The 22,823-nt window shown below is 69.2% G+C and carries 19 protein-coding genes and 2 pseudogenes; 14 read left to right on the forward strand and 7 right to left on the reverse strand.

Annotated features, from left to right (window positions below):
- Positions 1-202 precede the first annotated feature (202 nt).
- The 3 genes from QEG98_RS36700 to QEG98_RS36710 all read left to right on the forward strand — a co-directional run bounded on the left by QEG98_RS36700 (position 203) and on the right by QEG98_RS36710 (position 3,549).
- Complete coding sequence (locus QEG98_RS36700) at positions 203-2,224, forward strand: lamin tail domain-containing protein (protein ID WP_316564629.1); 2,022 nt, start codon at positions 203-205, stop codon at positions 2,222-2,224.
- A 520-nt stretch (positions 2,225-2,744) separates the two neighbouring features.
- Entirely contained in the window at positions 2,745-3,092 is a 348-nt protein-coding gene (locus QEG98_RS36705; RefSeq protein ID WP_316564630.1) for a hypothetical protein, read from the forward strand.
- A gap of 4 nt (positions 3,093-3,096) precedes the next feature.
- Complete coding sequence (locus QEG98_RS36710; protein WP_316564631.1) at positions 3,097-3,549, forward strand: SMI1/KNR4 family protein; 453 nt, start codon at positions 3,097-3,099, stop codon at positions 3,547-3,549.
- A gap of 281 nt (positions 3,550-3,830) precedes the next feature.
- Here QEG98_RS36710 and QEG98_RS36715 read toward each other — a convergent pair.
- Positions 3,831-3,980 (reverse strand): annotated as a pseudogene (locus QEG98_RS36715) (transposase domain-containing protein); the annotation flags it as partial.
- Positions 3,981-4,849: 869 nt separating this feature from the next.
- Here QEG98_RS36715 and QEG98_RS36720 point away from each other — a divergent pair.
- The 11 genes from QEG98_RS36720 (at position 4,850) to QEG98_RS36770 (ending at position 16,752) form a co-directional block, all read left to right on the forward strand.
- Entirely contained in the window at positions 4,850-5,542 is a 693-nt protein-coding gene (locus tag QEG98_RS36720) for an RNA polymerase sigma factor (protein WP_174257157.1), read from the forward strand.
- The gene (locus QEG98_RS36725) at positions 5,539-6,090 is read left to right on the forward strand and encodes a hypothetical protein (protein ID WP_316564632.1); all 552 of its coding nucleotides are present in this window, start codon (positions 5,539-5,541) and stop codon (positions 6,088-6,090) included. The genes QEG98_RS36720 and QEG98_RS36725 overlap by 4 nt, the downstream gene beginning before the upstream one ends.
- Complete coding sequence (locus QEG98_RS36730; protein ID WP_316564633.1) at positions 6,087-6,296, forward strand: hypothetical protein; 210 nt, start codon at positions 6,087-6,089, stop codon at positions 6,294-6,296. Before QEG98_RS36725 ends, QEG98_RS36730 begins: the two co-directional genes overlap by 4 nt.
- The gene (locus QEG98_RS36735; protein ID WP_316564634.1) at positions 6,293-7,903 is read left to right on the forward strand and encodes a caspase family protein; all 1,611 of its coding nucleotides are present in this window, start codon (positions 6,293-6,295) and stop codon (positions 7,901-7,903) included. Before QEG98_RS36730 ends, QEG98_RS36735 begins: the two co-directional genes overlap by 4 nt.
- Positions 7,858-8,025: a hypothetical protein gene (locus QEG98_RS36740; protein ID WP_316564635.1), complete on the forward strand. Its 168-nt coding sequence runs from the start codon at positions 7,858-7,860 to the stop codon at positions 8,023-8,025. Before QEG98_RS36735 ends, QEG98_RS36740 begins: the two co-directional genes overlap by 46 nt.
- An 11-nt stretch (positions 8,026-8,036) precedes the next feature.
- Complete coding sequence (locus QEG98_RS36745) at positions 8,037-9,899, forward strand: hypothetical protein (RefSeq protein ID WP_316564636.1); 1,863 nt, start codon at positions 8,037-8,039, stop codon at positions 9,897-9,899.
- Between the two features lie 46 nt (positions 9,900-9,945).
- Complete coding sequence (locus QEG98_RS36750; protein WP_316564637.1) at positions 9,946-11,571, forward strand: hypothetical protein; 1,626 nt, start codon at positions 9,946-9,948, stop codon at positions 11,569-11,571.
- Positions 11,572-11,592: 21 nt separating this feature from the next.
- Positions 11,593-13,479 carry a hypothetical protein gene (locus tag QEG98_RS36755; RefSeq protein ID WP_316564638.1) on the forward strand — a complete coding sequence of 629 codons (1,887 nt, stop codon included), beginning with the start codon at positions 11,593-11,595 and terminating at the stop codon, positions 13,477-13,479.
- Between the two features lie 84 nt (positions 13,480-13,563).
- A complete protein-coding gene (locus QEG98_RS36760; RefSeq protein WP_316564639.1) occupies positions 13,564-15,306 on the forward strand; it encodes a DUF6311 domain-containing protein in 1,743 nt (580 codons plus the stop codon).
- Positions 15,307-15,364: 58 nt separating this feature from the next.
- Positions 15,365-16,216 carry a cyclic nucleotide-binding domain-containing protein gene (locus tag QEG98_RS36765; protein WP_316564640.1) on the forward strand — a complete coding sequence of 284 codons (852 nt, stop codon included), beginning with the start codon at positions 15,365-15,367 and terminating at the stop codon, positions 16,214-16,216.
- Positions 16,153-16,752, forward strand: a complete 600-nt coding sequence (locus QEG98_RS36770; RefSeq protein ID WP_316564641.1) for a sensor histidine kinase — start codon at positions 16,153-16,155, stop codon at positions 16,750-16,752. The genes QEG98_RS36765 and QEG98_RS36770 overlap by 64 nt, the downstream gene beginning before the upstream one ends.
- Before the next feature lie 87 nt (positions 16,753-16,839).
- Here QEG98_RS36770 and larC read toward each other — a convergent pair whose 3' ends face one another.
- The 6 genes and pseudogenes from larC to QEG98_RS36800 all read right to left on the reverse strand — a co-directional run bounded on the left by larC (position 16,840) and on the right by QEG98_RS36800 (position 22,795).
- Positions 16,840-18,012, reverse strand: coding sequence for a nickel pincer cofactor biosynthesis protein LarC (gene larC, locus QEG98_RS36775; RefSeq protein WP_316564642.1), 1,173 nt, complete (start codon positions 18,010-18,012; stop codon positions 16,840-16,842).
- A gap of 5 nt (positions 18,013-18,017) precedes the next feature.
- Complete coding sequence (gene larB / locus QEG98_RS36780) at positions 18,018-18,770, reverse strand: nickel pincer cofactor biosynthesis protein LarB (RefSeq protein ID WP_090488050.1); 753 nt, start codon at positions 18,768-18,770, stop codon at positions 18,018-18,020.
- A 25-nt stretch (positions 18,771-18,795) separates the two neighbouring features.
- A complete protein-coding gene (locus QEG98_RS36785; protein WP_316564643.1) occupies positions 18,796-19,398 on the reverse strand; it encodes a chemotaxis protein CheC in 603 nt (200 codons plus the stop codon).
- A pseudogene (locus tag QEG98_RS36790) lies at positions 19,395-21,880 on the reverse strand (chemotaxis protein CheW). Before QEG98_RS36790 ends, QEG98_RS36785 begins: the two are co-directional and overlap by 4 nt.
- A 53-nt stretch (positions 21,881-21,933) precedes the next feature.
- Positions 21,934-22,302 carry a response regulator gene (locus tag QEG98_RS36795; RefSeq protein ID WP_011556618.1) on the reverse strand — a complete coding sequence of 123 codons (369 nt, stop codon included), beginning with the start codon at positions 22,300-22,302 and terminating at the stop codon, positions 21,934-21,936.
- A gap of 70 nt (positions 22,303-22,372) precedes the next feature.
- Entirely contained in the window at positions 22,373-22,795 is a 423-nt protein-coding gene (locus QEG98_RS36800; RefSeq protein WP_011556619.1) for a chemotaxis protein CheW, read from the reverse strand.
- Between the last annotated feature and the right edge of the window lie 28 nt (positions 22,796-22,823).

Consider the following 22,823-nt stretch of genomic DNA (forward strand, 5'->3'; position numbering starts at 1 on the left):
TGGGGCAGTCATCCCCCCCGAAAACCATTCCACTCCACGGCTGCCCGGAGCGCAAAACCTTCCAGCGCTTGCTTGAAACACGAACGATGTCGGCGGCCATTGCCTTTCGTGCCACGCGCCTCGTGCATGCGGGCGGCCGTCGAGGCTAGAGTGGGCGCGTCGCGTGCCCCACTCCTCGAGGCCCGCGCTGGAGCCCGCCGACATGCCGTTTTTCCGAATGGCGGGGATGCTCGCCGTCCTCACCCTGCTGTGCGCCTGCTCCGAGGGACGTGGACCCTCGGGAGCGCCCCGTCTGCCCGCGGTCGAGCTGTCTCCGACGACGGTGGGCCTTGCCTACGAAGCCATGTTCACCGCGTCCGGGGGTGAGCCGCCCCTGCGCTACACGGTGTCACCGCCGCCGGCGGGCTTCTCCTTCTATACGGGAGAGGGGCGGCTGCTGGGCCCGGGCAGCGAGGCCGGTGACTTCTCCATCACCGTGACGGTGCGGGACGCAGACGGCCTGGAGAACGTGCGCACGTATGCACTGAAAATCTATCCACGCCCCGAGGTCACCAGCGACGGGCTCCCCGCCGCCACGGAGGGGGACAGCTACGAGCACGTCCTGGTCGCCACCGGTGGGCGCCCTCCCCTTCAGTGGGAGTTGGTGGGGGGCTCGCTGCCCACGGGCATCGCGTTGAGCCCCGAGGGATTGCTGACGGGGCAGGCCCAGGGACAGGGGACCTATCCCATCACCCTGCGGGTCCATGACGCCCACGGCGCCGAGGCCGAGGTCCAGCTGGGACTGGAAGTGGTGGGTCCCGGGCAGACGCCGGACGGGGGCGGGCCGGATGGGAGCTTCCCGCTGTCGGTGGGGAACTGGAACATCGAGTGGTTCGGGGACCCGCTCTATGGGCCCAACGACGAGCCGTTGCAGTTGGCCAATGTCCAGGCCGTCATCGCCGACGCGGGTGTGGACTTCTGGGGACTGGCGGAGATTGTCAGCACGGCGCAGTTCAACGAGCTGAAGGCGCGGCTGCCGGGCTACGACGGCTTCCTGGCGGATGACAGCTCGCGGGTGTCGTCGGGAACGAGCTACTACTCGGCCAATGAGCAGAAGGTGGGCGTGCTGTTCAAGTCGGACGTGGTGCAGGTGCTGCGGGCGGACGTGGTGCTGCTGAACCACGACTACGACTTCGGCGGGCGCCCGCCGCTGCGAGTGGACCTGCGCATCCAGCGCGGTGGTGCCAGCGTGGACGTGACGGCGTTGGTCATCCACATGAAGGCGCTCGCCGGTGCCGACGACTACGCGCGGCGCCTGTCGGCCTCCGGGTGGATCAAAGACTACCTGGACCTCCGCCTGCCCACCCAGCGGGCCATGGTGGTGGGTGACTGGAATGACGACGTGGACGTGTCCATGGCGACCAATCCCAGCACCGGGCTGAAATATGAATCGCCGTACCGCAACTTCGTGAGCGACTCGGCCAACTACCGGTTCACCACCCAGGCCCTGTCCGAGGCGGGCATTGGCAGCACGGCGAGCCGCAGCACGTTCATCGACCATCAGCTCGTCACCAACGAGATGTGGACCAGCTACGTCCCGAACTCCACCCAGGTGCTACGACCGAGCATCACGGGCTACCGGAACAACACGTCCGACCACTACCCCATCATCAGCCGCTTCAACTTTGGCAATGCGGGAGGCGGAGGCACGGGGACGGGTGGGACGCAGTACAAGGTGTTCATCAACGAGTACCTGCCGCAGTCGCATAACAAACCGGGCACCACGACGCCGGATTATGACCAGCAGTTCGTCGAGCTGGTGAACACGGGCACCACGGCGGTGGACCTGGGCGGCTGGAAGATTCACGACGCCAGCTCGTACGCGGGGGAAGACGACACGCGGCATGTGTTCCCGGCGGGGACGATGATTCAGCCGGGCAAGTCGTACGTCGTGTACTCGGGTCCGACGGCGGTGCCTGCGGGCATGACGAACGCCACGGCGGCCTCGGGAGGCGGGCTGTACTTCAACCGAGGCGTCAACACGGGCAGCAGCGGCGACACTGTGTTCCTGGTGCGGCCGGACAACAGTGTGCAGGACAGCGCGGGGTATCAGGACACGGAGGTGGGCATCTCCTACAACCGGAGCCCGGACGGGAGTTCCACGGGAACTTGGGTGCCGCATACGCAGCTGTCACCCGGTGTTGAGGCTTCGCCTGGGCGGCGGGTGAACGGCACGGCGTTCTGACTCACATTTCGGATGAATCTGTTGGTGTTCGCGGGTTGACTCCGCTTGAGTCGACTGAGGCTGGCAAGGCTCAGCGGAGCGAGCGGGGAAAACTCTTTCGCGTGCCTACTTCTTCGACTCAATGTCCACCTGGGACTGTGACAACAAGAGGAGTTTCAAGTCACGCAGAGACGCCTCCACGGTGCTCCTTCCCGGTCGAAGTACCCGATACGTGAAGGCAGTAGCAGACTGCTTCATCCGGTACCTACTGTGCGCCGCCAGTGTGCCCCTTCTGCTCGCCGTCGTTGGCTGCGGTTCGGCCACAATCAGCACCATAGGCGTGAAGCCCTCGGCGAAGTGGGTAGGCCCAGCAGTGCCGAGTCCTGCCGGTGGGACGGTGCAAACAACCATTTACTATGGTCCCTGGCTGTGCAGCGCGGCATGGATGGAGCGGTGCCAGCGGCGATGTGCGACACAGGGGCGCACGCTGCTCGGTTGCATCTGGCTGGCGGACATCAAAGGGGACTGGGAGGGACGATTCATGGCCCTTCCAGCGGTCGCTGGCGGTCGCCTCGCAATTACCCACTGCTGCTGCGACTACCCAACCGTCGCCGACGGCGAGCGGCGACGGACGACCTGGAACAACGCACGCGAGGGCTTCCGGGAGGGGTGGGCAAGGGAGTTCGGCGCGTGGCCGCAGAACGACGGGGACTACTGGCCCGGACACCACATCTTCGACTTGTGGCATGGCGGTCATCCAACAGCACGCGACAACGTCCTGCCTGTCCCTCCTGCGGTGCACAAGGTCATCAACAAGGCGTACCCGGCGTGCTACAGCCGCGGCGGACAGTGGAGCATCGCGGGGCCTGACAGGCCCTACGTGGACTAAGGCCATGAGAAAGCTCCTTGAAGAAATCTCCCGCGCCCATTTCCCGAATGCTCCCGCAACGCCCGCGCAGGTTGCGGCCTTCGAATCGCGTGCCGGCTGGCAACTGGATGAGGGCCTGCGCGCCTTCTACCTCCACTGTGACGGGGCGACGCTGTTCCGTCGGCGTCCCGACGCGAACTACCGCATCCTACCCCTGGCTGAAATTGAGCGGGCCCGCATTTGCCTGCGTGGGGAGGATGACGATTCGATGGGGGCGGCGTCGTGGTACACCCTTGTCTACTGCCAGGATGGAGACTACGTACTGGTGGACGTGGCGCCCTCTGGTGGCCCGTACCCTCTGCTCGACGCCTACCATGAGACGTACCCTCACGAGCTTCGGCAAATCGCGGGCTCATTCCGCGAGTTCCTTGAGCGCGCCCTCGCGAGCGGCAACCGCTTCTACTGGCTGGAGGAATAGGGGTTCAGCGGCCGGTATGGTCCTCAACTTCTGCGCGACCACTGATTCCATCCAGTGAACGTCAAGGAAGAAGCCGTTTGAAACGGTTAAACGCAATCCCCCACACCACGTCACTGACCGGACGATCATTGCTCGGCTGCGGCAGGCCAGCAACTTCCACCGGCAGCAGGCGCACCGCCTCGGCCTTTCCGGCCCGCGTAACCGTCCGGGCAAAGACGTGGCGAGAGGGATTGCAGATGGACGAGGACCGTGTTCGGCGAACGCCGCGACGAGCGAGCTGTTCAGGGACTGGGCTGGAAGGGTGAGTCGGGCGGGGCGGCGAGATGCCGTCGCTTCCACTCGTGGGGCAGCAACTCACCGATGCGTGAGTTGGGATGTGTCTGCACGCGCAGCAGGGCGTCCGCGAGGTATGCCTCGGGGCTGATGCCATTGACCGGTTTTCAGGGGACCATCATTGGCCAGTCTTGGGTGACCACTGAGGGTGACGTCCTCGCCCCAAGCAGCGCGCACCAACGCCATGAGGCCATCTATCTATCGACTTGCGCATGTCCACCGGCTCCGTCGCCAACACCACGCACACCGACGCAGGCAGCGAGAACGCCACCTCACCGCCCCAGCGAGGTAACGAGCCGCGCCACGTAGTCGACGTCGGTGTCCGTGGAGAACCGCAGGCGCTCCGCTGGCCAGCACCACCTCGAGCAGCTTCGTACTCAGCTGCGGTGCGACAGTTACCTCCACTGGCAGCAGACGCACCTGGTCTGCCCCTCCGATTTTTCGGACCAGTTGAAGCGTGAGAGAGTCCCCGCGGCCAGGAGGTAAGTCGGTCGTGAGGAAGAGCAGGTTTACCGAGGAGCAGATGGTTCGCGTCCTGCGGGAGGCGGAGGCGCCTGGGGCCAGCGTGGTGGAGGTGGTCCGGACACCTCACTCGGTCCTCTTGAGCGCCAGCTCCTGGCCCTGCTTGAGCAGAGCAGCGACGTCCTGCCATTGATTCAGGCCAACACCGCAGCCTGTCTCTTCAACTCTGCCTGGTGGTCCCCCACCCCACCGTCAACCCAAGGCCTGGACCTGTCCGACCACCACGACCTGCTCGACCGCTTCCGTCTCGCCTGGGTAACCCTGCACCCCACATGGCCCCTCCCGGCCCCGAGTGGGAATCGTCAGACGGACCCACAATGAAAATGCGCGCCATTCGTTATAGGCGCGACCCATTTTGCGACCCCGTTCCGTATCCCATTTTGAAGGGATGACGGACGGCCGGGCATTGGGCTCGAGCCGGCTCGCGACGAGGGACGGAGTTACCGTGCTGCCTGGAAACGACCGGTCCGTCTTGGAGGCTTTCCGCCGGGGGGAGACGTCCGTCCTCACACAGGTGTACCGGGCCTATTCGCCGGAGGTGCTCCGCTACCTCTCACGAAAGTTCGCGGTGGGCACGGATGGGGGGACGCGGAGCGCCGCGTTGTCCGCGCTGGATTTGGACGCCGCCCATCAAGAGACGTTCGTCCGGGCCTTCCGGCCCAACATGCGGCAGGCCTATGACGGGGTTCGCCCCTACCTGGGCTTCCTCCTCACGGTGGCGCGCTCGACGGCCATCGACCTGATGCGCGCGTCGGGACGCGTGTCTCGCGAGGCCGTCCCCATGGACGACGCGCCCGAGCTGACCCACCTGCCCACCGAGGGCCGGACGCCAGAAGAAGAAGCCCTCAGCACCGAAGTGCGCGACCTGGTCCGCGCCTTCCTCGACACACTCACGGACGAAGGCCGCGCCCTGGCACAGCTCCGTTTCGTCGAAGGGCTTTCGCAGGAATCCGCCGCCCAGCAACTCCAGCTCACCCGAGGCGAAGTCCGGGTGCGCGAGCGGCGGATGCGGACGCACTTCACCGAGCATTTGAAGAATTCGGGCTGGCTGGACGCATCGGCCGAGCCCGGGCGAATGGAGCTGGGAGTCCTCCTGGCCTCGCTCGCTCTGTGCGCAATAGGGAGCATGCCCTCATGAGGTGGTACGAGAGACATATCGACGCCAGCCTGACCCGGTGGTCGCTGGGAGACCTGTCCTCCCACCAGTCCGCTCGCCTGCTGCGCCACGCCCACGCCTGCCAGCGCTGCGGCACCCGCTACGAGCGCTGGGCCCAGGCCCACCGCGCCCTGGAGGGCAATGACATCCACGTCCCCTCCTCCGTGGAGCTCCAAGCATTGTCAGACGGAGGCCTGGAGGCCGCCCTCGCCGCGGCCGCGCCGGAACAGGCTCCGTCCCGGTGGTCCTCCCTGGCCCTGCTCGGCGGCGCGCTGGCCGCGGTCTTCCTCGCGGTGGTGCTCGTCCCCACCGCCACGACGACGCCCGGCGAGTTCGTCGCCCGCGGCGAAGGCACTGCGCCGCCCGGCGTCGCCCTGCGAATCTTCTGCGCCACCCCGGGCCGGCCCTGCGCGAGCTGCACGCCGGAGATGCCTGCCGCGCCGGTGCCATGCTGGCCTTCGCCGCCGGTGGACATGCGCCTTTCACCCACGTCGCCGTCCAGGTCCGCGGCGCCAAGAAAGCGGAGGTGACGGCCGGTCCCTTCGCCCTGTCCGGAGGCTTGGGCAAGGAAGCCCCCCTCGAGCTGACCGTGCCCATGCCGGAAACGGCAGGCACCGTCGAAGTCGTCGCTGTCTTCGCAGGCAGCCCGACCGAGTCCCTGTCGACCCTGCGCGGTGAACAGACAGAGGGCACGGTGGTGCTCAAGCAGTCAGTGAGGGTAGAGGAAGCTCCATGAAAAAGCTGGGAGTGCTCCTCGGCGCCGCGGCACTGCTGCTAGCCCGTGGTGCCTCGGCCGAAGCCGTGGTTCGCCGCGCCCTGGTCATTGCCCATAACGGGAGCGACGACCCGTCGCTCCCGTCGTTGCGTTTCGCGGACGATGACGGCGTGCTGTGGGCGGAGACGCTTCAACGCCTGGGCGTGGAGACCACGCTGCTGGTGGCCCCGGACGAGGCGACACGCGCCACGGCCCGGCCGGTGCTCGCGGGCGCCCGGCCCCCAACACCAGACGAGGTGAAGCGAGAAGTCGCACGCCTCCGCGCCGCCAACCTGGTGGACCATGAATTGGGACGCCAGACAGACGTGCTGCTCGTCTACGTGGGCCACGGCAACACAGACGAGGCCGGACGCGCGTACTTCACCCTCGCGGGGGGACGTCTGGATAAAGCAAGCCTTTACGCGGACGTGGTGGACCCGCTCGGCGCCAGCTACGTCCACCTCATCGTGGACGCGTGCCGCGCGTCTGGCGTCGTGGGCAGCCGCGGCGGTCAGACGGACGCGGCGGTGCTCGCGGAGCTGCGGGGCATGCTGGCCCGTGAGCAGCTCGCCACCCGGCCCACCGTGGGCGCCGTGTTCGCGGAGAGCGAGGACGGCGAAACGCACGAGTGGTCCCGCATCCGCGCGGGGGTCTTCAGCCACGTGGCCCGCTCCGGCCTCCTGGGCGCGGCGGACATCAACGGCGACGGCAAGGTGGAGTACAGCGAGCTGGGCGCCTTCGTCACCGCGTCGCTCCAGGGCGTGAAGGGCCTCCCCGCGCGCCTGTCGCTCCACGCCTTCGCCCCCACCCGCGAGCCCCGGCGTCCGCTGGTGGGCCCCGCGCCGAAGGGCCCCAGCCTTCCCCTGCCCTCCGGGCTCGAGCACTCGCGCATCTCCGTCGAGGACTCGGACGGACGGCGGCTGGCCGACGTGCGCCGCTCCAAGGAACAGTACGTGCTGCTGCGCCTGCCCGAGCGCGACGTGTATTGGATTCGCACGCCCACGCAGGAAGCCCGCATCACCCTGGCCAAGCTGTCCACCAACGGCATCATCGACCTGGGCGACCGGGAGCTCCAGGAGCGAGGCCCCGCCGAGGAGGCCCTGCGCAAGGGCTTGTTCGCGGTGCCGCTCGACAAGGATTTCTACGAGCGCTACGTGGCGGCCACCGGGCTCGCGCCCGTGGGCGTATCCCAGGCGTTTCCTCCGAGCGCGGGCGGCACCTTCCCGCGGTTCATGGCGCGGCAGCCCGACACCTTGGCGGGTTGGGACCTGGGCTGGACGGGGCAGCAGGCACCGCTCGGATTGAGCACGCTGGCCACCGGACCCACCGTGACGTGGCGGCGCGAGGCGCCCCTGCCGTCGCTCTACTACGGCGCGCGCGCCTCCTATGGCCTGACGCCCCTGGCCACCGACGACATCCGCACCCACCGGGGTGCGCTCCTCGGCCTCCTGGGCGCACAGGCACCGGCCCCCTGCGCGTGCCGCTGTTCCTGGAGGCGGGCGCGGGCTGGGGCTTTCTGGGAATCACGCGCGGACAGGTGCGCATGGGCGACCCCACCGTGCTCTCCACGTACACCGCCGCGGGGGTGACGGGAGCGCTGGCGGGTGTGCGGCTGCGTCTGGCGGCCACGCTCACGTATGACCGCGTCACCCTGGACCAGCGCAATTACTGGGACCGCGCGTTCGGCTTCGAGCTGGCGCTGCGACGCTGAGGGACCTGCTCATGAGACGCATGTGGATGACGATGCTCGTGCTCGTCACGGGGTGTGACGGCATCGAGTTGGAGCGGCTCGTCCGGCAGCACCCGCCGCTCACCCGGCTGGAGCCCGAGCCCGCGGGTGCCAACTGCGTCCACGGTGGCCATTTCGTCCGCACGGGCCTGGACCTGAACGACAACGGCGTGCTCGACGACGGCGAAGTGACCGTCACCCAATACGCGTGTGTCACCGCCATCCCCGGCGTGCTGATGCGCGTGCAGGACGAGCCCCCCGGTGAGAACTGCACCGAGGGCGGCAGGGTGTACCGCGCGGGCCAGGACTCGAATGGCAACGACGAGCTGGAAGACAGCGAGGTCAGCCGCCAGGTGTACGGCTGCGCCAGCTCGGAGGCCGTGGTCACCCGCGTACGGCCACGGGAGCCGCTCCTCTTCCCCTGCGGGGAGAACGGCGCCGTGGCGGAGGCGGGACAGGACCAGGATGGCAACGGCGTGCTGGACGACTCCGAGGTCCGGGCGACGTCCAACCTCTGCGTGCTCCCCTCCGAGGTCCGGCTGCGTCAGTCACCGGCTCCGGCCGGCGCCGCGTGTCCCACGCCCAGCACCCAGGTGGACGTGGGCACCGACGCGGACGCGGACGGCCTGTTCGAAGACGAAGAGGTGATGTCATCCATGTTCGTGTGCCAGCCCCTGCACACGCTGGACGGCAACTACCACGTGCGCAACGCGGTGGACCTCGTGGCGCTGGAGGGCATCTCCCGCGTCCGGGGCGCCCTCTACTTCGACGCCGGGGCCGCCACGGAGGCCGTCCTCCCCGACTTGATGATGGTCGAAGGCGCGCTGGAAATCGTCGACACGTCGCTTGAACGCGTGGAGATGCCCTCGCTGCGCCTCGTGGGCGGCCCGCTCACCGTCGCCAGAAACCCCGCGTTGACCACGCTGACCCTGGGCAGCGGCAGCCGTGCTCCGCTCTGGGTCTGGGGCGATTTCAGCCTGATATCCAATCCCTTGCTCCCCACGCTCGCGGGAGTGAGCGCGGTCCTTCCTGGCAACAACATCGTCCTGAGAGACAATGATGCCCTCGAAGGGGGTTACTTCACCTTCACCTCCGCGCTCCTCGGCAGCATCACCCTGGAAGACAACGCGAAGCTCTCCACCCTTCCCTTCCGGCACCTCGAGTGGCTGGGCGGCTCCCTGAACATCATCGGGAACTCCGCCCTGAGCACCCTGAGCGGAACGGTGCTGCATACGGTCGTGGGAGACCTGGTCATCGAAAACAACGAGGTCCTCTCCGGGTTGTGGGGCATGCCAGCGCTGACGTCCATTGGCGGTGGCCTCCGCGTGCGGGACAACGCCAATCTGCGCTCGGTGGAAGGCATGAATGAACTCACCCAGGTGGGGACGCTCGAATTCGATCGCAACCCCGCGCTGGAAGCCGCGGGAGAGTTCCCCAAGCTGGCGCGCGTCACCTCCGGCATGCGGTTCAATGCCAACGCCGTGTTGAAGGACCTGTGGGGGCTCCAGAAGGTGCAGAACAGCGGTTTCCTGTTCATCGGCAACAACCCACAGCTCCCCCGGCTGATGGGCTTCGACCGGCTGCTCTCGCTGCAGGTGCTGACCGTGGAGAACAACGCGAGCCTCACCGACCTGTCGGACCTCGCCCTCCTCCAATCGGTGGAGGAGCTGTTTGTGCTCTCCAATGAGAACCTGCTGCGCCTGGACCTGAATGCCCTGGAGAGCGTCACCCGCATCTTCACCGTCACGGAGAACCCCCGGCTCCCCACCTGCCTGGCCGTGTCGCTCGCCGCACGGGTCAACACGGGCGGCGCGCCCGAGATTCGCGGCAACGACAGCTCATCTCCCTGCGATTGAAGGCCTCCCAGCGGCGAGCCCCGTCACGAGGAAGAGAGAAGCACCCATGCGATGGACCTGGATGGCGGTGGTACTGCTGGCGGCGGGCTGTGACGACATCAGCCTGCGCGAGCTCGTCACGCAACACGAGGCACGCACGCGGGTGGACCCCGAGCCGGCCGGAGACCGCTGCCCGCTCGGCGGCAGGGCCTTTCTCGCGGGCCTGGACCTGAACGACAACGGCGTGCTCGACGACCCCGAAGTCACGAGCATCGAGTACGTCTGCACCACGCCCACGCCCGGGGTGCTGGTGCACATGCAAGACGTGCAGCCTGGTGAGCAGTGCCCTCACGGGGGCCACGTATCGCGGGCGGGCCAGGACGTGAATGGCAACGATGCCCTGGAGGACGGCGAAGTCACCCGGGAGGTGTACGGCTGCACCGAGCCAGTCTCCCCGCGTGTGATTCACCGAAGCCAGCATCAGCCTCCGTCGGCGGCGGTCCCTCCGTGGCTCTGTAGCTGGGGCCGCACCTGGGTGGAGGCCGGCCTTGATGCGAACGGCAATGGCCTCCTCGACGACGACGAGGTCCGCGCCGTGGTCAGCGTCTGCGTGGAGCCGGCCCGGCTCAAGGTCGTCTACGTGCCCGAGCTCGCCGGAGCGGCCTGCCCCCAGGGTGGCACGGGCATCCGGCTGGGCGTGGATTCGAACGGCGATGACGTGCTCTGGGGGCCAGAGGTCCACAAGACCGCCTTCGTCTGCGAGGCCCTGCACACGCTCCACGGCGACTACACCGTGCGGACCCCCGCGGACCTCGCCGCGCTCCAGCGCATCTCCCGCATCCAGGGCTCGCTCCTCATCAACGACGCGTCCATCACCGAGCTGAGCCTGCCGGGGCTCGCGATGGTGGACCGCAGCTTGCGCCTCTGGAACAACCAACTCCTGACCCAGGTGGACCTGCCCGTCCTGCGCTTCGTGGGTGACGACCTCGATGTGACAGCCAACCCCGCGCTGGACAGGCTGCAAGCGGGCGGCACCGACGAACAGCGGCTGTTCGTGGGCCGAGGCGTCGTCGTGAGCCACAACGACCGGCTGCGCAACCTGAACGGGCTCGTGAGCGTGTCGCCTCGGGAGAGCCTGCTGGTGGAAGGCAATGATGTCCTGGCGTTCCACCCCAAAGAGGACTCCGTGCTCGTCAACGTCGACAACCTCATGGGCTCGCTCACCGTCACCGACAACAACGCGTTGCAAGCGCTTCCCTTCTCGAACCTCGTCCATGTCGGCGGCAACGTCCGCGTCTCGGGGAACCCGGAGCTGCGCTTCCTGGAAGGCCTCTCCCCGTGGAGCATCGGAGGCGGGCTCGTCATCAGCGAAAACAAGGCCCTGCAGGCGCTCTACAGCCTCGCGCCGCTCCGTCACCTGTCCGAGCTGAGCGTAAAGGGAAACCCCGCCTTGACGACCCTGGAGGACCTGAGCGGCCTGAGTACCCTCGCTTCGCTTCGCGTGTCGGACAACGCGAGCCTCGTCCGGCTCGGCCTGAGCAGCCTGCACCAGGTCGGTCAGGTCTTTGACGTCACGGACAATCTCGAACTTCCGTCATGCCTCGCGACGTCGCTCGCGGCGGCCGTGTACACGGGCGACGCCGGGCAACTCCACATCAGCGGCAATAACGACACCGCCACCTGCGGCGAGTGACGCCCCGAAAGGCTCCTGGCGATGCGATGGACGTGGATGCTGGCGCTGGTCCTGGCCACCGGGTGTGACGGCATCGACCTGCACCGGCTCATCGGTCAGCACGAGGCGCGCACCCGCGTGGCTGACGAGTCCTCCGGCCCGAACTGCGAGCACGGCGGGAAGGCCGTGCACTCGGGGCTGGACCAGGATGATGACGGCGTGCTCGACGACGACGAGGTGACGGGCACCGAATACATCTGCGCCACGCTCTCGCCAGGCGTGCTGGTGCGCACGCGGCAGCTCCCTCCCGGCGAGCCCTGTGCGCTGGGCGGGCAGCTCACCCTGGCGGGGGCGGACCTGGATGGCAACGGCCTCCTTTCGGATGACGAAGTGACGCGCGAGGTCCACGGCTGCATGGAGCCGGCGCCTGTCCTCGCCCGCGTGCGCCCGCTGCTGACCCACCCCTTCGTCTGCCGGTACGACAACGCGCTCGTGGAGGCCGGCGTGGACCTCAATGGGAACGGCGTGCTCGATGACAACGAGCTCCGGGCAGCCGCCCGCCTCTGCGCGGACCCCGCGGTGACACTGCTGCGCCAGCGGCCAGAGCCGGCGGGCCCGAACTGCACCACGGGAGGCACCCAGGTGGAGGCAGGCGTGGACACCAACCTGAACAGGGTGCTCGACGACACCGAGGTTCTCGCGGCCGCCTTCGTGTGCCAGCTGTCGGCGGCCCATGACGGGATGTACGCGGTGGAGAACGCGGCCGACCTGGAAGCGTTGAAGTCCCTCTCCATCATTCGCGGTGAGCTCTCCATCGAGAACACGGATGTCACGACGGTGGCGCTGCCCGGCCTCGTGTCGGTGGAAGGTCCGCTGTCCATCCACGACAACCCGGCGCTGACGCGGGTGGAGCTGTCTGGGCTTCGCTACGTGGGAGGAACGTTGAGCATCCGTGGCAGCAACCTGCTCAACGAGGTGCGCGTCGGACCGCAGACGCAGGAGGCGCTTCCAGCCGTTCGCGTCGACAGCCTGACGCTCTACACGCTCCCCGCCTTGTCCTCCCTGAGCGGCGTGGCCGCCGTGGCGCCCCACTTCGACCTCACCGTGTGGAACACCGGCGTGCTGTGGAGCCCCGACACGTTCCCCCACGTCCAGGTGCTGGCGGGCACGCTCACCGTCCACGTCAACCCCGCGCTGGAGAAGCTGCCGGTGTCCCGTCTGACAGAGGTGGGGGGGAGCGTCACGATTTCGGGCAACCCGATGCTTCAGTCCCTGGAGGGGCTGGGACGTTTGACGAGAGTTGGCGGTGGGCTCGACGTCTCCAACAACAACGCCCTCACGCACCTCACCGGGCTGGAACACCTGGCGGTGGTGAAGGACCGCATCAACGTGATGAACAACGCCCGGCTCCTCGACCTCCGCTTCGATGCCCTCTCCGAAACAGGCGCGCTCGCTGTGGCGGGCAACCCAGCGCTGGAGCAGGTGGGCCCGATGCCGTCGCTGCTCCGGGTGAATCAGGACGTCATCCTGGCGGAGAACCCACGGCTGCTGCGCGCGGCGGACCTGCCAAAGCTCCAGAGCATGGGTGGCGCGTTGTTCGTCAACCTCAACCCGCTGCTGACGGACCTGTCTGGCTTCCAGCAAGTGACGTGGATGCGCGGCCTGTACGTCACGGGCAATGACGCGCTGGAGCACCTGAGCACCCTGGGCTCGCTCCACACCGTGGGCACCCTGAAGGTGCAGGGGAATCCAGCGATGACGGCGCTGAGCCTGGATGCACTCGCGCGCGTGCGCGATTCGTTCGTCGTCACGGACAACCCCCGGCTCCCCTCGTGCTGGGCCACGATGCTCGCGGACGACGCCTACACCGGGCCGCCGGAGGAGCGCTCCATCGGGAACAACGACAGCGTCACGCCTTGCCACCCCTAGGCTGGCTGGAAGCGCGCGGCCCGGAACGGTGCTTGCCCGTGCGGGAAGCGCGGTCCTACAGTGCCGGCCTCCACCAAGGCCGCCATGACGATCCCGAGTCCACCGGCGTCGAGGGAATCCGCTTCACCGGCGCTCGCCCCGACTCCGCCCGCCCCCACCATTGCGCCTTCTCCGTCACCCGCGAGCCGGTGGGCGCCCTGGGGCGCCGCGCTGGGTGGACTGGCGTGGTTCCTCTGGCTCGGCGGTGGCCGGGCGATTCCGCCCACGCGCATCGACTGGATGATTCGCGAGGACTGGGCGGCCTCCGGTTTCGGTTGGCTGTTCTACCGAAACGCACCCTGGGGCCTGCCGCTCACGAGCTCGCCCAACCAGCTCTTCCCGCATGGCACCTCCGTGGCGCTCACGGACGGCAATCCCCTGCTGGCGGTGCTGTTCAAACCCTTCAACGCGCTGCTGCCCGCTGACTTCCAGTACCACGGCCTCTGGCTCGCGCTGGGCTTCGCGCTCATGGGCTGGTTCGGCGCGAAGCTGGTGTCCGTCGTTTCGTCCCGCCCCACGCACCAACTGCTGGGCGGCCTGCTGCTGGCCCTGGCTCCGCCCATGGCGGCGCGGCTGGGGCACCTGACGCTGTGCTCGCACTGGCTGCTGGTGGCCATGATGTGGCTGCACCTGCGCGACACACCGGACGCCCACGCGGCGAAGCGGAGCCTCCTGTGGGCCGCCGCGTTGAACGCCGTGGGCGCGGGCACGCATCCGTACCTGGTGGCCATGCTCGCGCCGCTGGCCATGGCGCAGACCGTGCGCCTGGCCCTGGGCCGTGTCATCAGCTGGGGACGCGCGCTGCTGGCCTCGGTGGGCATCGTCGTGCTGGACGTGCTCATCTTCGCCCTCTTCGGCTACTTCGTCGGCAGCAACCTGGGCGCGGAGGGCTTCGGCCAGTTCTCCGCCGACCTGACCACGCTGTTCAATCCCACGGACTGGTCGCGGCTGCTGCCCTCGCTGCCCGTGGCGCGGCGGCAGGGCGAAGGCTTCGGCTATGTGGGCGCGGGGGCGCTGCTGCTCGTGGTGCTCTCCGTCGTGGGCGCGGCGCTTCGCTTCCGCACGCTGCGCGATGTGCCCTGGCGGCGGGGACTGCCCTTCGCGGTGGCGGTGCTGCTGCTGGCCGTCTACGCGCTGTCGTCCCGGGTGACGTGGACGGGCCGGCTGGTGGTGGACCTGGGCGGGCTGTACGAGCCCTTCTCGCGGCTGACGTCCGCGTTCCGCGCGTCCGGGCGCTTCATCTGGCCGCTGTGCTACGCGGTGATGGGCGGCGCCCTCCTCCTGTGGCTGCGGCAGTGGAGACAGCGCGCCTGGGTGGGGACGGCGGTGCTCGCGCTGGTGGTCGCCGTGCAGGCCTATGACGTACGCCAGGACAAGAGCGAGCTGCGCCGTCGCCCGGAAGGCTTCCGCCGGCTCCAGGCCCCGGAGTGGGCGGAGCTGAAGGGCCACTACCAGCACCTGGCCCTCTTCCCGCCGCAGGTGCAGTGGGTGTGCCCCTACAACGAGCCGCTGGTCAACGCGACGGGGTACATGGCCTACCGGCTGGGCCTCACCTTCAACAGCGGCTACGTCACCCGGACCCCACCGTCGATTGCGGAGGAGTGCAACGCCACCATGCGCCCTGGCGGCGTGGACGGGGACACGGTGTACGTCGTGGTGCGTCAGCAGGTGGGCGCCTTCCTCCGGGCGGGCGCGCGCTGCGGGATGCTGGAGGGGTTGCCGGTGTGCGTGGCCGGGCAGCGGAACGACGCCTTCGCACAGGCGTTGACGCGGCAACCCTTGCGATAGCGCGGGGCCCCGCCGAATCCGATGGACTCCCTGGCGGGGACAGGCAGCATCCCGGCGTATGGGAAGTGACGACATCGTCGCGGCGTTGCGCCAGGTTCCACTGTTCGCCCGGCTCACCGGAGAACAGCTCCGCTGGATGGCGGACCATGGCCGTCAACTCCACTTCCCCGCTGGCACTCGTATCGCCGAGCAAGGCGCCGCCGCGGATGGCCTGTCCGTCATCCTGGAGGGCCACACGCAGTGGAGCCGCCGCACCGGCACGGAGAGCGTGCCCACGTTCACGCTGGAGGCCGGCGACCTCTTCGGCGAGCTCATCCTCTTCCTGAACGCGCCCTACCCCCACAGCGGCGACGCGGTGACGGACGTGCGCCTGTTCCGGATGGAGCCGGCCACCTTCTGGGAGCTGCTGCGGCTGGCGCCCGGACTCAGCCGGGGACTGATGGAGCTGGCCTCACAGCGCACCCAGCAGCAGGCGCAAGACGTCCGTCCGCAGTCAGAAGTGCTCCCCGTGGGCCGCATGGCGGCCGAGCTGGGCGCCGAGTTGGGCAGCCCCGCCGCGGCGGCCCGGCGGAGCGCGGTGCGGCTGGGCGAGCTGATGGCCACGGTGTCCGCGCGCGCCATGGCCCTGGGCGACCACGGCCTTTCCCTGCCCCAGCGCAGCGTCCTGCTGGCGCTGCCTCGGGAAGCGGCGGAGCGCGGGCGGACCTCTCCGCCGCTGGAGCCCTGGCCCGCGCCGAGCGCGAGGAAGCGATGGGCTCCTGGTTGGAGGCGCGCGGCGTGGCGGATGCGTGGGAGGCCGCGCCCGCGTTGGTGGCTTCAGGCCTGGACGTCGCGTGGCTGGAGTCGGTGGCGACGCGCGTGGGCGGGGCGCTGCTGGGCGACGTGCTCGCGTGGCTGGTGGTGGCGGTGAGCTGTGACGTGCTCATGGCGGAGGTGGCGCGAGGAACGGCGCGCGTGTCCGCGCTGGTCGAAGGCGTGAAGGCCTATGCCTTCATGGACCCGGTGCCCCGTGAGGACGTGGACGTCCACGAAGGACTGGAGCGCGCGCTGGCGGTGCTGGGCCACCGGCTGCGCGGAGAGCACCTCACGGTGGAGCGTGAGTACGACCCGCAGCTGCCTCTGCTGAAGGCGGAAGGCGTCGCGCTCGACGAGCTGTGGACGCAGCTGGTGCTCAACGCGCTGGAGGCGCTGGGCGAGCGCGGAGGCCGCGTGCGACTGCGCACCTGGAAGGATGCCGCGCACGTGGTCGTCGAGGTCTCCGACGACGGGCCGGGCATTCCCAAGGACTTGCTGCCGCGCATCTTCGAGCCCTTCTTCAGCACGAAGCCCCATGCGGCGGGCATGGGCCTGGACGTCTGCCGGCGCATCGTCGAGCGCCATGGCGGCGACCTGTGCGTGCGCGCCGAGCAGGGCGGCACCCGCATCCAGGTGCGTTTGCCGGCGTAACCACCGCGGCCCGGGCGCCCGCGCCCGGGACTTCATCGCCCCTGACGAAGCTGTCCGCGAAGCCCCCGGAGAGGGAGCCCACGGCGCTCAGTCCTTGGGGCCGAGCGCCGCCACCGCCGCGGCCACCACCTGCTTCACGGGGACGCCCGCGGCCTCCGCCACCTGGCGGCAGTCCTCGAACTCCGGGTGGGCGTTGAGCACCGCGCCCTGGCGCAGCCCGCGCTTCACGCGGACCTTGCCCCACGGCGTCTCCACCTCCACCCAGTCACGCTCCAGCGCCTGACGCTCCACGCGGTGGTAGCGCACGCCCAGCGTGGTGGACTCGCGCAACACCACGTCCACGATGGCTTCGCGCGTGCCGCCCTCCACCAGCGCGCTCAGCAGGTGCCCCGGCCGGCTCTTCTTCATCACCACCGGCGTCACCCACGCGTCCAGCGCGCCCACCGCGAGCAACCGCTCCAGCAGGTGCCCCAGCAGCTGCGGCGTGGCGTCGTCCAGGTTGGCCTCCACCACCCAGAGCCCTTCGTTGCGGGCCTGCTCCAGCCGGCCCAGCGACGCGCGCAGCACGTTGGGCCGGTCCTTGAAGTCCTTCGTTCCGACGCCGTAGCCCACCTTCTCCACGATGAAGTCCGGCGGATGGCCGATGTGCGCCAGCACCTTGAGCAGCGCCGCGCCCGTGGGCGTCGTCAGCTCCCCCACGCCTTCGAAGCGCACGGGCACGTCCCGCAGCAACTCCAGCGTCGCGGGCACGGGAATGGGCATGGCGCCATGGGCCACGCGGATGGTGCCGCTGCCCAGCGGCGGCGGCGCCGCATGGACCTCCGGGTTGCCCAGCAGCTCCAGCACCACCGCCGCGCCACAGATGTCGACGATGGAGTCCACCGCGCCCACTTCATGGAAGTGGATGTCGTCGATGGACACGCCGTGGACCTTCGCCTCCGCCTCGCCGATGGCGCGGAACACCGCCAGCGCCCGCTCCTTCGCGCGCGGGGGCAGCGTGTCCGCCTCCTCGATGAGGCGCCGGATGTCCGCGTAGGCGCGGTGCGGATGGGCCTCGCGCGCATCCAGCACGACGTCCAGGTGCGTGCCGCTGATGGCGTGGCGCACCGAGCGGCTCACCGCCAGCTTCCAGCCCGGGACGCGCAGGCCCGACAGCGCGCGCTCCAGCTCCGCCGGGGAAATGCCCAGGTCCAGGCCCGCCGCCAGGAACATGTCCCCGGCGATGCCACCCACCGGCTCCAGGTAGAGGATGCGTCGCATGGTGCTCACCTGCGTCCCTTCGTGCGGGAGATGAGGGCGGCGTAGAAGCCACCGCCAAAACCGTTGTCGATGTTCACCGTGGCCACGTTGGAGGCGCACGAGTTCACCATGGCCAGCAGCGCGGACACGCCCTTGAAGTTGGCGCCGTAGCCCACCGACGTGGGCACCGCGACCACGGGAATCCCCACCAGTCCGCCCAGCGCGCTGGCCAACGCGCCCTCCATGCCCGCCACCACCACGGCGGCATGGCACTCCTGGATTTCCTCGCGGCGCCGCAGCAGCCGGTGGATGCCAGCCACGCCCACGTCGTAGACGCGCCGCACCTCCGCGCCCATGGCCTCGGCCGTCGTGGCCGCCTCTTCCGCCACGGGGATGTCGCTGGTGCCCGCCGTCACCACGGCCACGCGGCCCGCGCGCACCTTGCCCTGCTTGAGATGGAAGATGCGCGCCACCGGGTGGTACTCGCCCTTGGGGAAGCGCGCCACCAGCGCCTCCGCCTTGTCCGGCTGGAGCCGCGTCACCAGCACCGTCTGCTTGCGCTCCACCAACGCCCCGACGATGCCCAGCAGTTGCTCCACCGTCTTGGGCTCACCCAGCACCACCTCCGGGAAGCCGAAGCGCAGGTTGCGGTGCGTGTCGAGCGTCGCGTACCCCAGTTCCGCGAAGGGCAGGTCCTTCAACTTGCCCACCGCGTCGTCCACGGAGACGCGGCCGGACTTCACACTGCCCAGGAGCTGTTTCAGCGCCTTCTCATCCATGGGCGCCCGTCTAGCTCGAAACGGGCTACACGCCCAGCCGCGCCAGCAGGTCACGGATGCTGTCCCGCGCCAGCACCAACAGCAGCTGCCCACCCACCGGGGGCGCCGCGGTCGCGAGGAAGCGGGCCTCCAGCACCACCACGCTGCTGGCGTCGCCCTCCACCCGCCCCACCGCGTCGGACACCACGTCCCGCGCGCGGCCTCGCCGCACCGTGGGCACCGTGGGCACCAGCTTCCAGCCCGTCAGCCGGCCCATGGCGGACAGGCAGGCGCTGGCGACGATGTTCGCCGTCTCCGCCATCACGCTGTCCCGTTCGGCCTGATGAATCGCGGGCTGTCCCTCCAGGAGCAGCGCCTCCAGCGCGGCTCCGTCCTGCTGGGGCAGCACCAGCAACAGGGCACCCCGCAGCCCGCCCTGGATGCCCAGCCACCCCGACACCACCGGCGCGGCTCCGCCCAGAAGCTCGGCGGCGTCGGAGGGGCCTGTCAGCAGCACGCGGGGAATGGAGAGGTCCACCTTGCGTCCCCCCATCAACCGGGAGAGCGCATTGGCCGCGTGGCCACAACCAATGTTGGCCACCTCGCGCAGTGCGTCGAGTTGCGCGTCGCTGTGCAGGGGCTGGCTCACGCGGACAGTAACCTCGGCACGTCCAGGATGAACACCGGACGCCCACTTCCCAGAATGGTGACGCCGGACAGGCCGGGCAGCAAGTCCAGGGGCCGCGACAGCGGCTTGAGCACCACTTCCTCCTGTCCCAACAGGCGGTCCACCGCCAGGGCCACCCTGCCGGAATCCCCGTCCATCACCACGAAAGGCCGGGCTCCCAGTCTCCGGGGGGCAGGTACGCCCACCAGCGCATCCAACGAATGGACCGGCAGCAGCGAATTACCATGGGGCAGCAGGGCCGTCTCGCGGCTGCGGCTGAGTGACTCCCCGTCCGCCTCCGTCGCCCCCACCACCTTGGCGATGGGCAGGCCGAAGACCTCCTCGCCCACCTCCACCAGCAGCAGGTGCACCACCGCGACCGTCAGTGGAAGTCGCAGGGTGAAGCGGGTGCCCCGGCCTCGCTCGCTGTCGATTTCGAGCGTGCCTCCGACGTTCTCCACCACGCGCTTCACCGCGTCCATGCCCACACCGCGGCCGGAGATGTCGGTGATGTCCTTGGCGGTGGAGACGCCCGGAAGGCACGACAGCATGAAGGCCTCGCGGTCCGTCAGGCGCGCCGCGGCCTCCGCCGAGAGCAGGCCTCGCGACACCGCGGCGTTCTTCAGCTTCGCGGGGTCCATGCCGCGGCCGTCGTCCTCCAGCTCGATGATGACGCGGTCCCTGGCGCGCTTCACCGCCACCAGCACCCGGCCCCGTGGGCCCTTCTTCGCGGCGGCGCGATCCTCGGGCGCCTCCAGGCCGTGGTCGATGCAGTTGCGCAGCAGGTGGAGCAGCGGGTCCGACAGCTCCTCGAGGATGGCCCGGTCGAGTTCGATTTCCGCGCCGGTGATGACCAGGTCGACCTCGCGCTCCTTGCGGCGGGCGATGTCTCGCGCCGCCCGGGGCAGCCGGTCGGTGATGAGGGACAGCGGCGTCATGCGCGCCGTCATCACCTTGTCGTGCAGGTCCTTCACCAACGTGTGCAGCCGGTAGACGCCCTCTTCCAGCGCGGGGCGCGTGTTCTCCGGCAGCACCTTGCCCACCTCGCGCAGACGGGCCGTGGCGAGCATCAGCTCACCCACGGTGTCGAGGAAGTAGTCGAGGAGCTCCGTGCGCACGCGCACCGTGCGCGACGCCGTGTCCGAGGGCGCTCGGGCACCGTCGGGGACAGGCACCAGGGTGGGCTGCACCACGGGCGCGGCCACCGCGGGCTTCACCGAGATGACCTCCACCTCGGCCACGTTCTTCAGCGCCGCGTGAATGCCCGCTTCGCCCGCCGGGGTCTCCAGTTCCAGTTGGATGTTGCCGTCTGGGATGCGGCCGGCTTTCAGTTCCTCCAGCGCGGGCCGGAGCTCCACCAGCGTGCCCAGGTTGGTAAGGCGCTTGTGGACGAGGAAGGCGCGCACGCCGGGCACCTGACAGGTGGGCGCGATGCGCAGCCGCACCGCCCAGCGCTGGGCCAGTGTTTCCGGGAACGGCGCGCTGGCCGCGGCCTTCAGGGAGTTGGCCAGGTCGGGCGTTGGAGCCGCGGTGCCGGCGTCGGCTCCGGGCGCGTCCGAGGCCCGGCGCGCGGACAGCGGCACCACCACGCCTCCGGCGGCTCCGTCCGGGGATGATGGGGCGCTGGTGCCGTGCGCTCCATTCGGCGCGCTGGAGGTGGCGGAGGTACCGGGACCGCCGTTCATCAGAAGATTGGGGCTGACCGAGCCGGTCCCCGCACCGTCAACACTGGGGCCGCTGGCCACGCCTGGGCTGGCACTGCCACCCTCGGCGCCCGAGCCTCCGTCGACGCTGCTCCGGGTGCCGCTGCCAGCAGCTCCGCCACCGTGTGTTGAGGCAGGGTTGGCACCGGCGCCTGTGGGGCCCGAGCCGCCAGCTCCGCCCGCAGTGCTCGTTGCACTTCCTGCTGCGCCGCTCGTGCCTGAGCCGCCAGCTCCGCCCGAGCCGCCCCCGTGCCCGAGCCATCCGAGCCAGACCCCGTGCCTCCGCCAGGGCCATCCGAGCCCGTGCCATCCGAGCCGCCGCCCTCCGGCTTCAGCGCCGTCACCTTCGCGACGCGCGTGGCGGCCGGGGCCTGGCCCGTCATGGTGGTGACGCGCTGGCTGAGCTGCGTCAGGAGCGCCGCGGAATCATCCGGCGGCTTGCCCTCCGCCACCGCGCGCACCTGCGCGAGCATGGTGTCGGCGGCGGTGAGCAGCAGGTCCACCAGGTCGCGGTCCAGGCGGCCGCGGTCCTGACGGACGGCGTCCACGAGGTCCTCTACACGGTGCGCCACGATGGCGATGGGCTCGAAGCCCATGGACGACGCCATGCCCTTGACCGAGTGGGCATGGCGGAACATCGAATCCACCGCGCTGGACGAGCCCTCGCGCTCGAGCTCCACGAGGTCGCGCCCGAGCGCCTCCAGGTGGTCGGTCGCCTCGGAGATGAAGAGCCCGAGGTAGCGGGACATGTCCATCGTCATGGACCCGGCCTCGTGTCAGGAAGGGTGGACAGCCCGCGCCAGGGCGCAGCCGCTCACGTCTCGCCCAGGACCTTCTTCACCACGGCCAGCACGTCCTCGGCCCGGAACGGCTTGACGATGAAGTCCGAGGCGCCCGCCTCGATGGCCTCCATCACCAGGCTCTCCTGCCCGAGCGCGGAGCACATGATGACCACCGCGCTGCTATCCGCCTTGATGATCTCTCGCGTGGCCTCGATGCCGCTCTTGAAGGGCATGACGATGTCCATCGTCGTGAGGTCGGGCTTGAGCTCCTTGTACTTCTCCACGGCCTCCAGGCCGTTGGCCGCCTCACCGACGACCTCGAACCCCCCAGACGCAAAGATGTCCTTGATCATGTTGCGCATGAAGATGGCATCGTCGACGACCAGGACCCGCTTAGCCATGTGAAGAACTCCGCCTCCGAATCACCTAGAGGAGCGCGGACACTAGCATCCGCGCTTTCCAGGGGGCTACTCACTTGGAATGGGTGAACAAGGCAACCACCGCGGCGTCCAACCCTTCTGGGTCCAGGACCGTCACTCCCAGGCCACCCAGCCTGGCGACGCCCCGGATGGCAGGCGTCATCTTTCCTGGCGCCGTGCTCACCCGCTCCACCGCTTCGATGCCATCTACGTCTGTTACCAACAGTCCCAGGTCTCTCCGCCCGCGGTCCAGTAGAACCACCCGTCCGGGCGGGGTAGGACCCTCGGGAAGACTCAGAAGCTGCCGCAGCTCTACCACTGTCACGACCCTGCCGCGCAGATTCATTACGCCTGTAATGGCCAGTGGCGCACGCGGCACACGGGTGAAGCGCTCGGGAGGCACGACGACCTCCCGCACCGCCGAGAGCGGCAACCCGTAACGCTCCTTCTCCACCCGGAAGATGACGTGCCGCACAGGAGTAACGTTCTATCCACTCTGGAAT

The organism is Myxococcus sp. MxC21-1 (assembly GCF_032612255.1).
GTDB classification, from domain to species: Bacteria; Myxococcota; Myxococcia; order Myxococcales; family Myxococcaceae; genus Myxococcus; species Myxococcus virescens.

What these genes read in the sequence shown, in the direction of transcription:
- QEG98_RS36725 (WP_316564632.1), top strand. Translation starts at nt 5,539, where the DNA reads ATGAGGTGGTACGAGAGACATATCGACGCCAGCCTGACCCGGTGGTCG.
- QEG98_RS36735 (WP_316564634.1), top strand. Translation starts at nt 6,293, where the DNA reads ATGAAAAAGCTGGGAGTGCTCCTCGGCGCCGCGGCACTGCTGCTAGCC.
- QEG98_RS36710 (WP_316564631.1), top strand. Translation starts at nt 3,097, where the DNA reads ATGAGAAAGCTCCTTGAAGAAATCTCCCGCGCCCATTTCCCGAATGCT.
- larC (WP_316564642.1), bottom strand. Translation starts at nt 18,012, where the DNA reads ATGCGACGCATCCTCTACCTGGAGCCGGTGGGTGGCATCGCCGGGGAC.
- QEG98_RS36795 (WP_011556618.1), bottom strand. Translation starts at nt 22,302, where the DNA reads ATGGCTAAGCGGGTCCTGGTCGTCGACGATGCCATCTTCATGCGCAAC.
- QEG98_RS36700 (WP_316564629.1), top strand. Translation starts at nt 203, where the DNA reads ATGCCGTTTTTCCGAATGGCGGGGATGCTCGCCGTCCTCACCCTGCTG.
- QEG98_RS36755 (WP_316564638.1), top strand. Translation starts at nt 11,593, where the DNA reads ATGCGATGGACGTGGATGCTGGCGCTGGTCCTGGCCACCGGGTGTGAC.
- QEG98_RS36765 (WP_316564640.1), top strand. Translation starts at nt 15,365, where the DNA reads ATGGGAAGTGACGACATCGTCGCGGCGTTGCGCCAGGTTCCACTGTTC.
- QEG98_RS36750 (WP_316564637.1), top strand. Translation starts at nt 9,946, where the DNA reads ATGCGATGGACCTGGATGGCGGTGGTACTGCTGGCGGCGGGCTGTGAC.
- QEG98_RS36740 (WP_316564635.1), top strand. Translation starts at nt 7,858, where the DNA reads ATGGGCGACCCCACCGTGCTCTCCACGTACACCGCCGCGGGGGTGACG.
- QEG98_RS36705 (WP_316564630.1), top strand. Translation starts at nt 2,745, where the DNA reads ATGGCCCTTCCAGCGGTCGCTGGCGGTCGCCTCGCAATTACCCACTGC.
- QEG98_RS36745 (WP_316564636.1), top strand. Translation starts at nt 8,037, where the DNA reads ATGAGACGCATGTGGATGACGATGCTCGTGCTCGTCACGGGGTGTGAC.
- QEG98_RS36760 (WP_316564639.1), top strand. Translation starts at nt 13,564, where the DNA reads ATGACGATCCCGAGTCCACCGGCGTCGAGGGAATCCGCTTCACCGGCG.
- larB (WP_090488050.1), bottom strand. Translation starts at nt 18,770, where the DNA reads ATGGATGAGAAGGCGCTGAAACAGCTCCTGGGCAGTGTGAAGTCCGGC.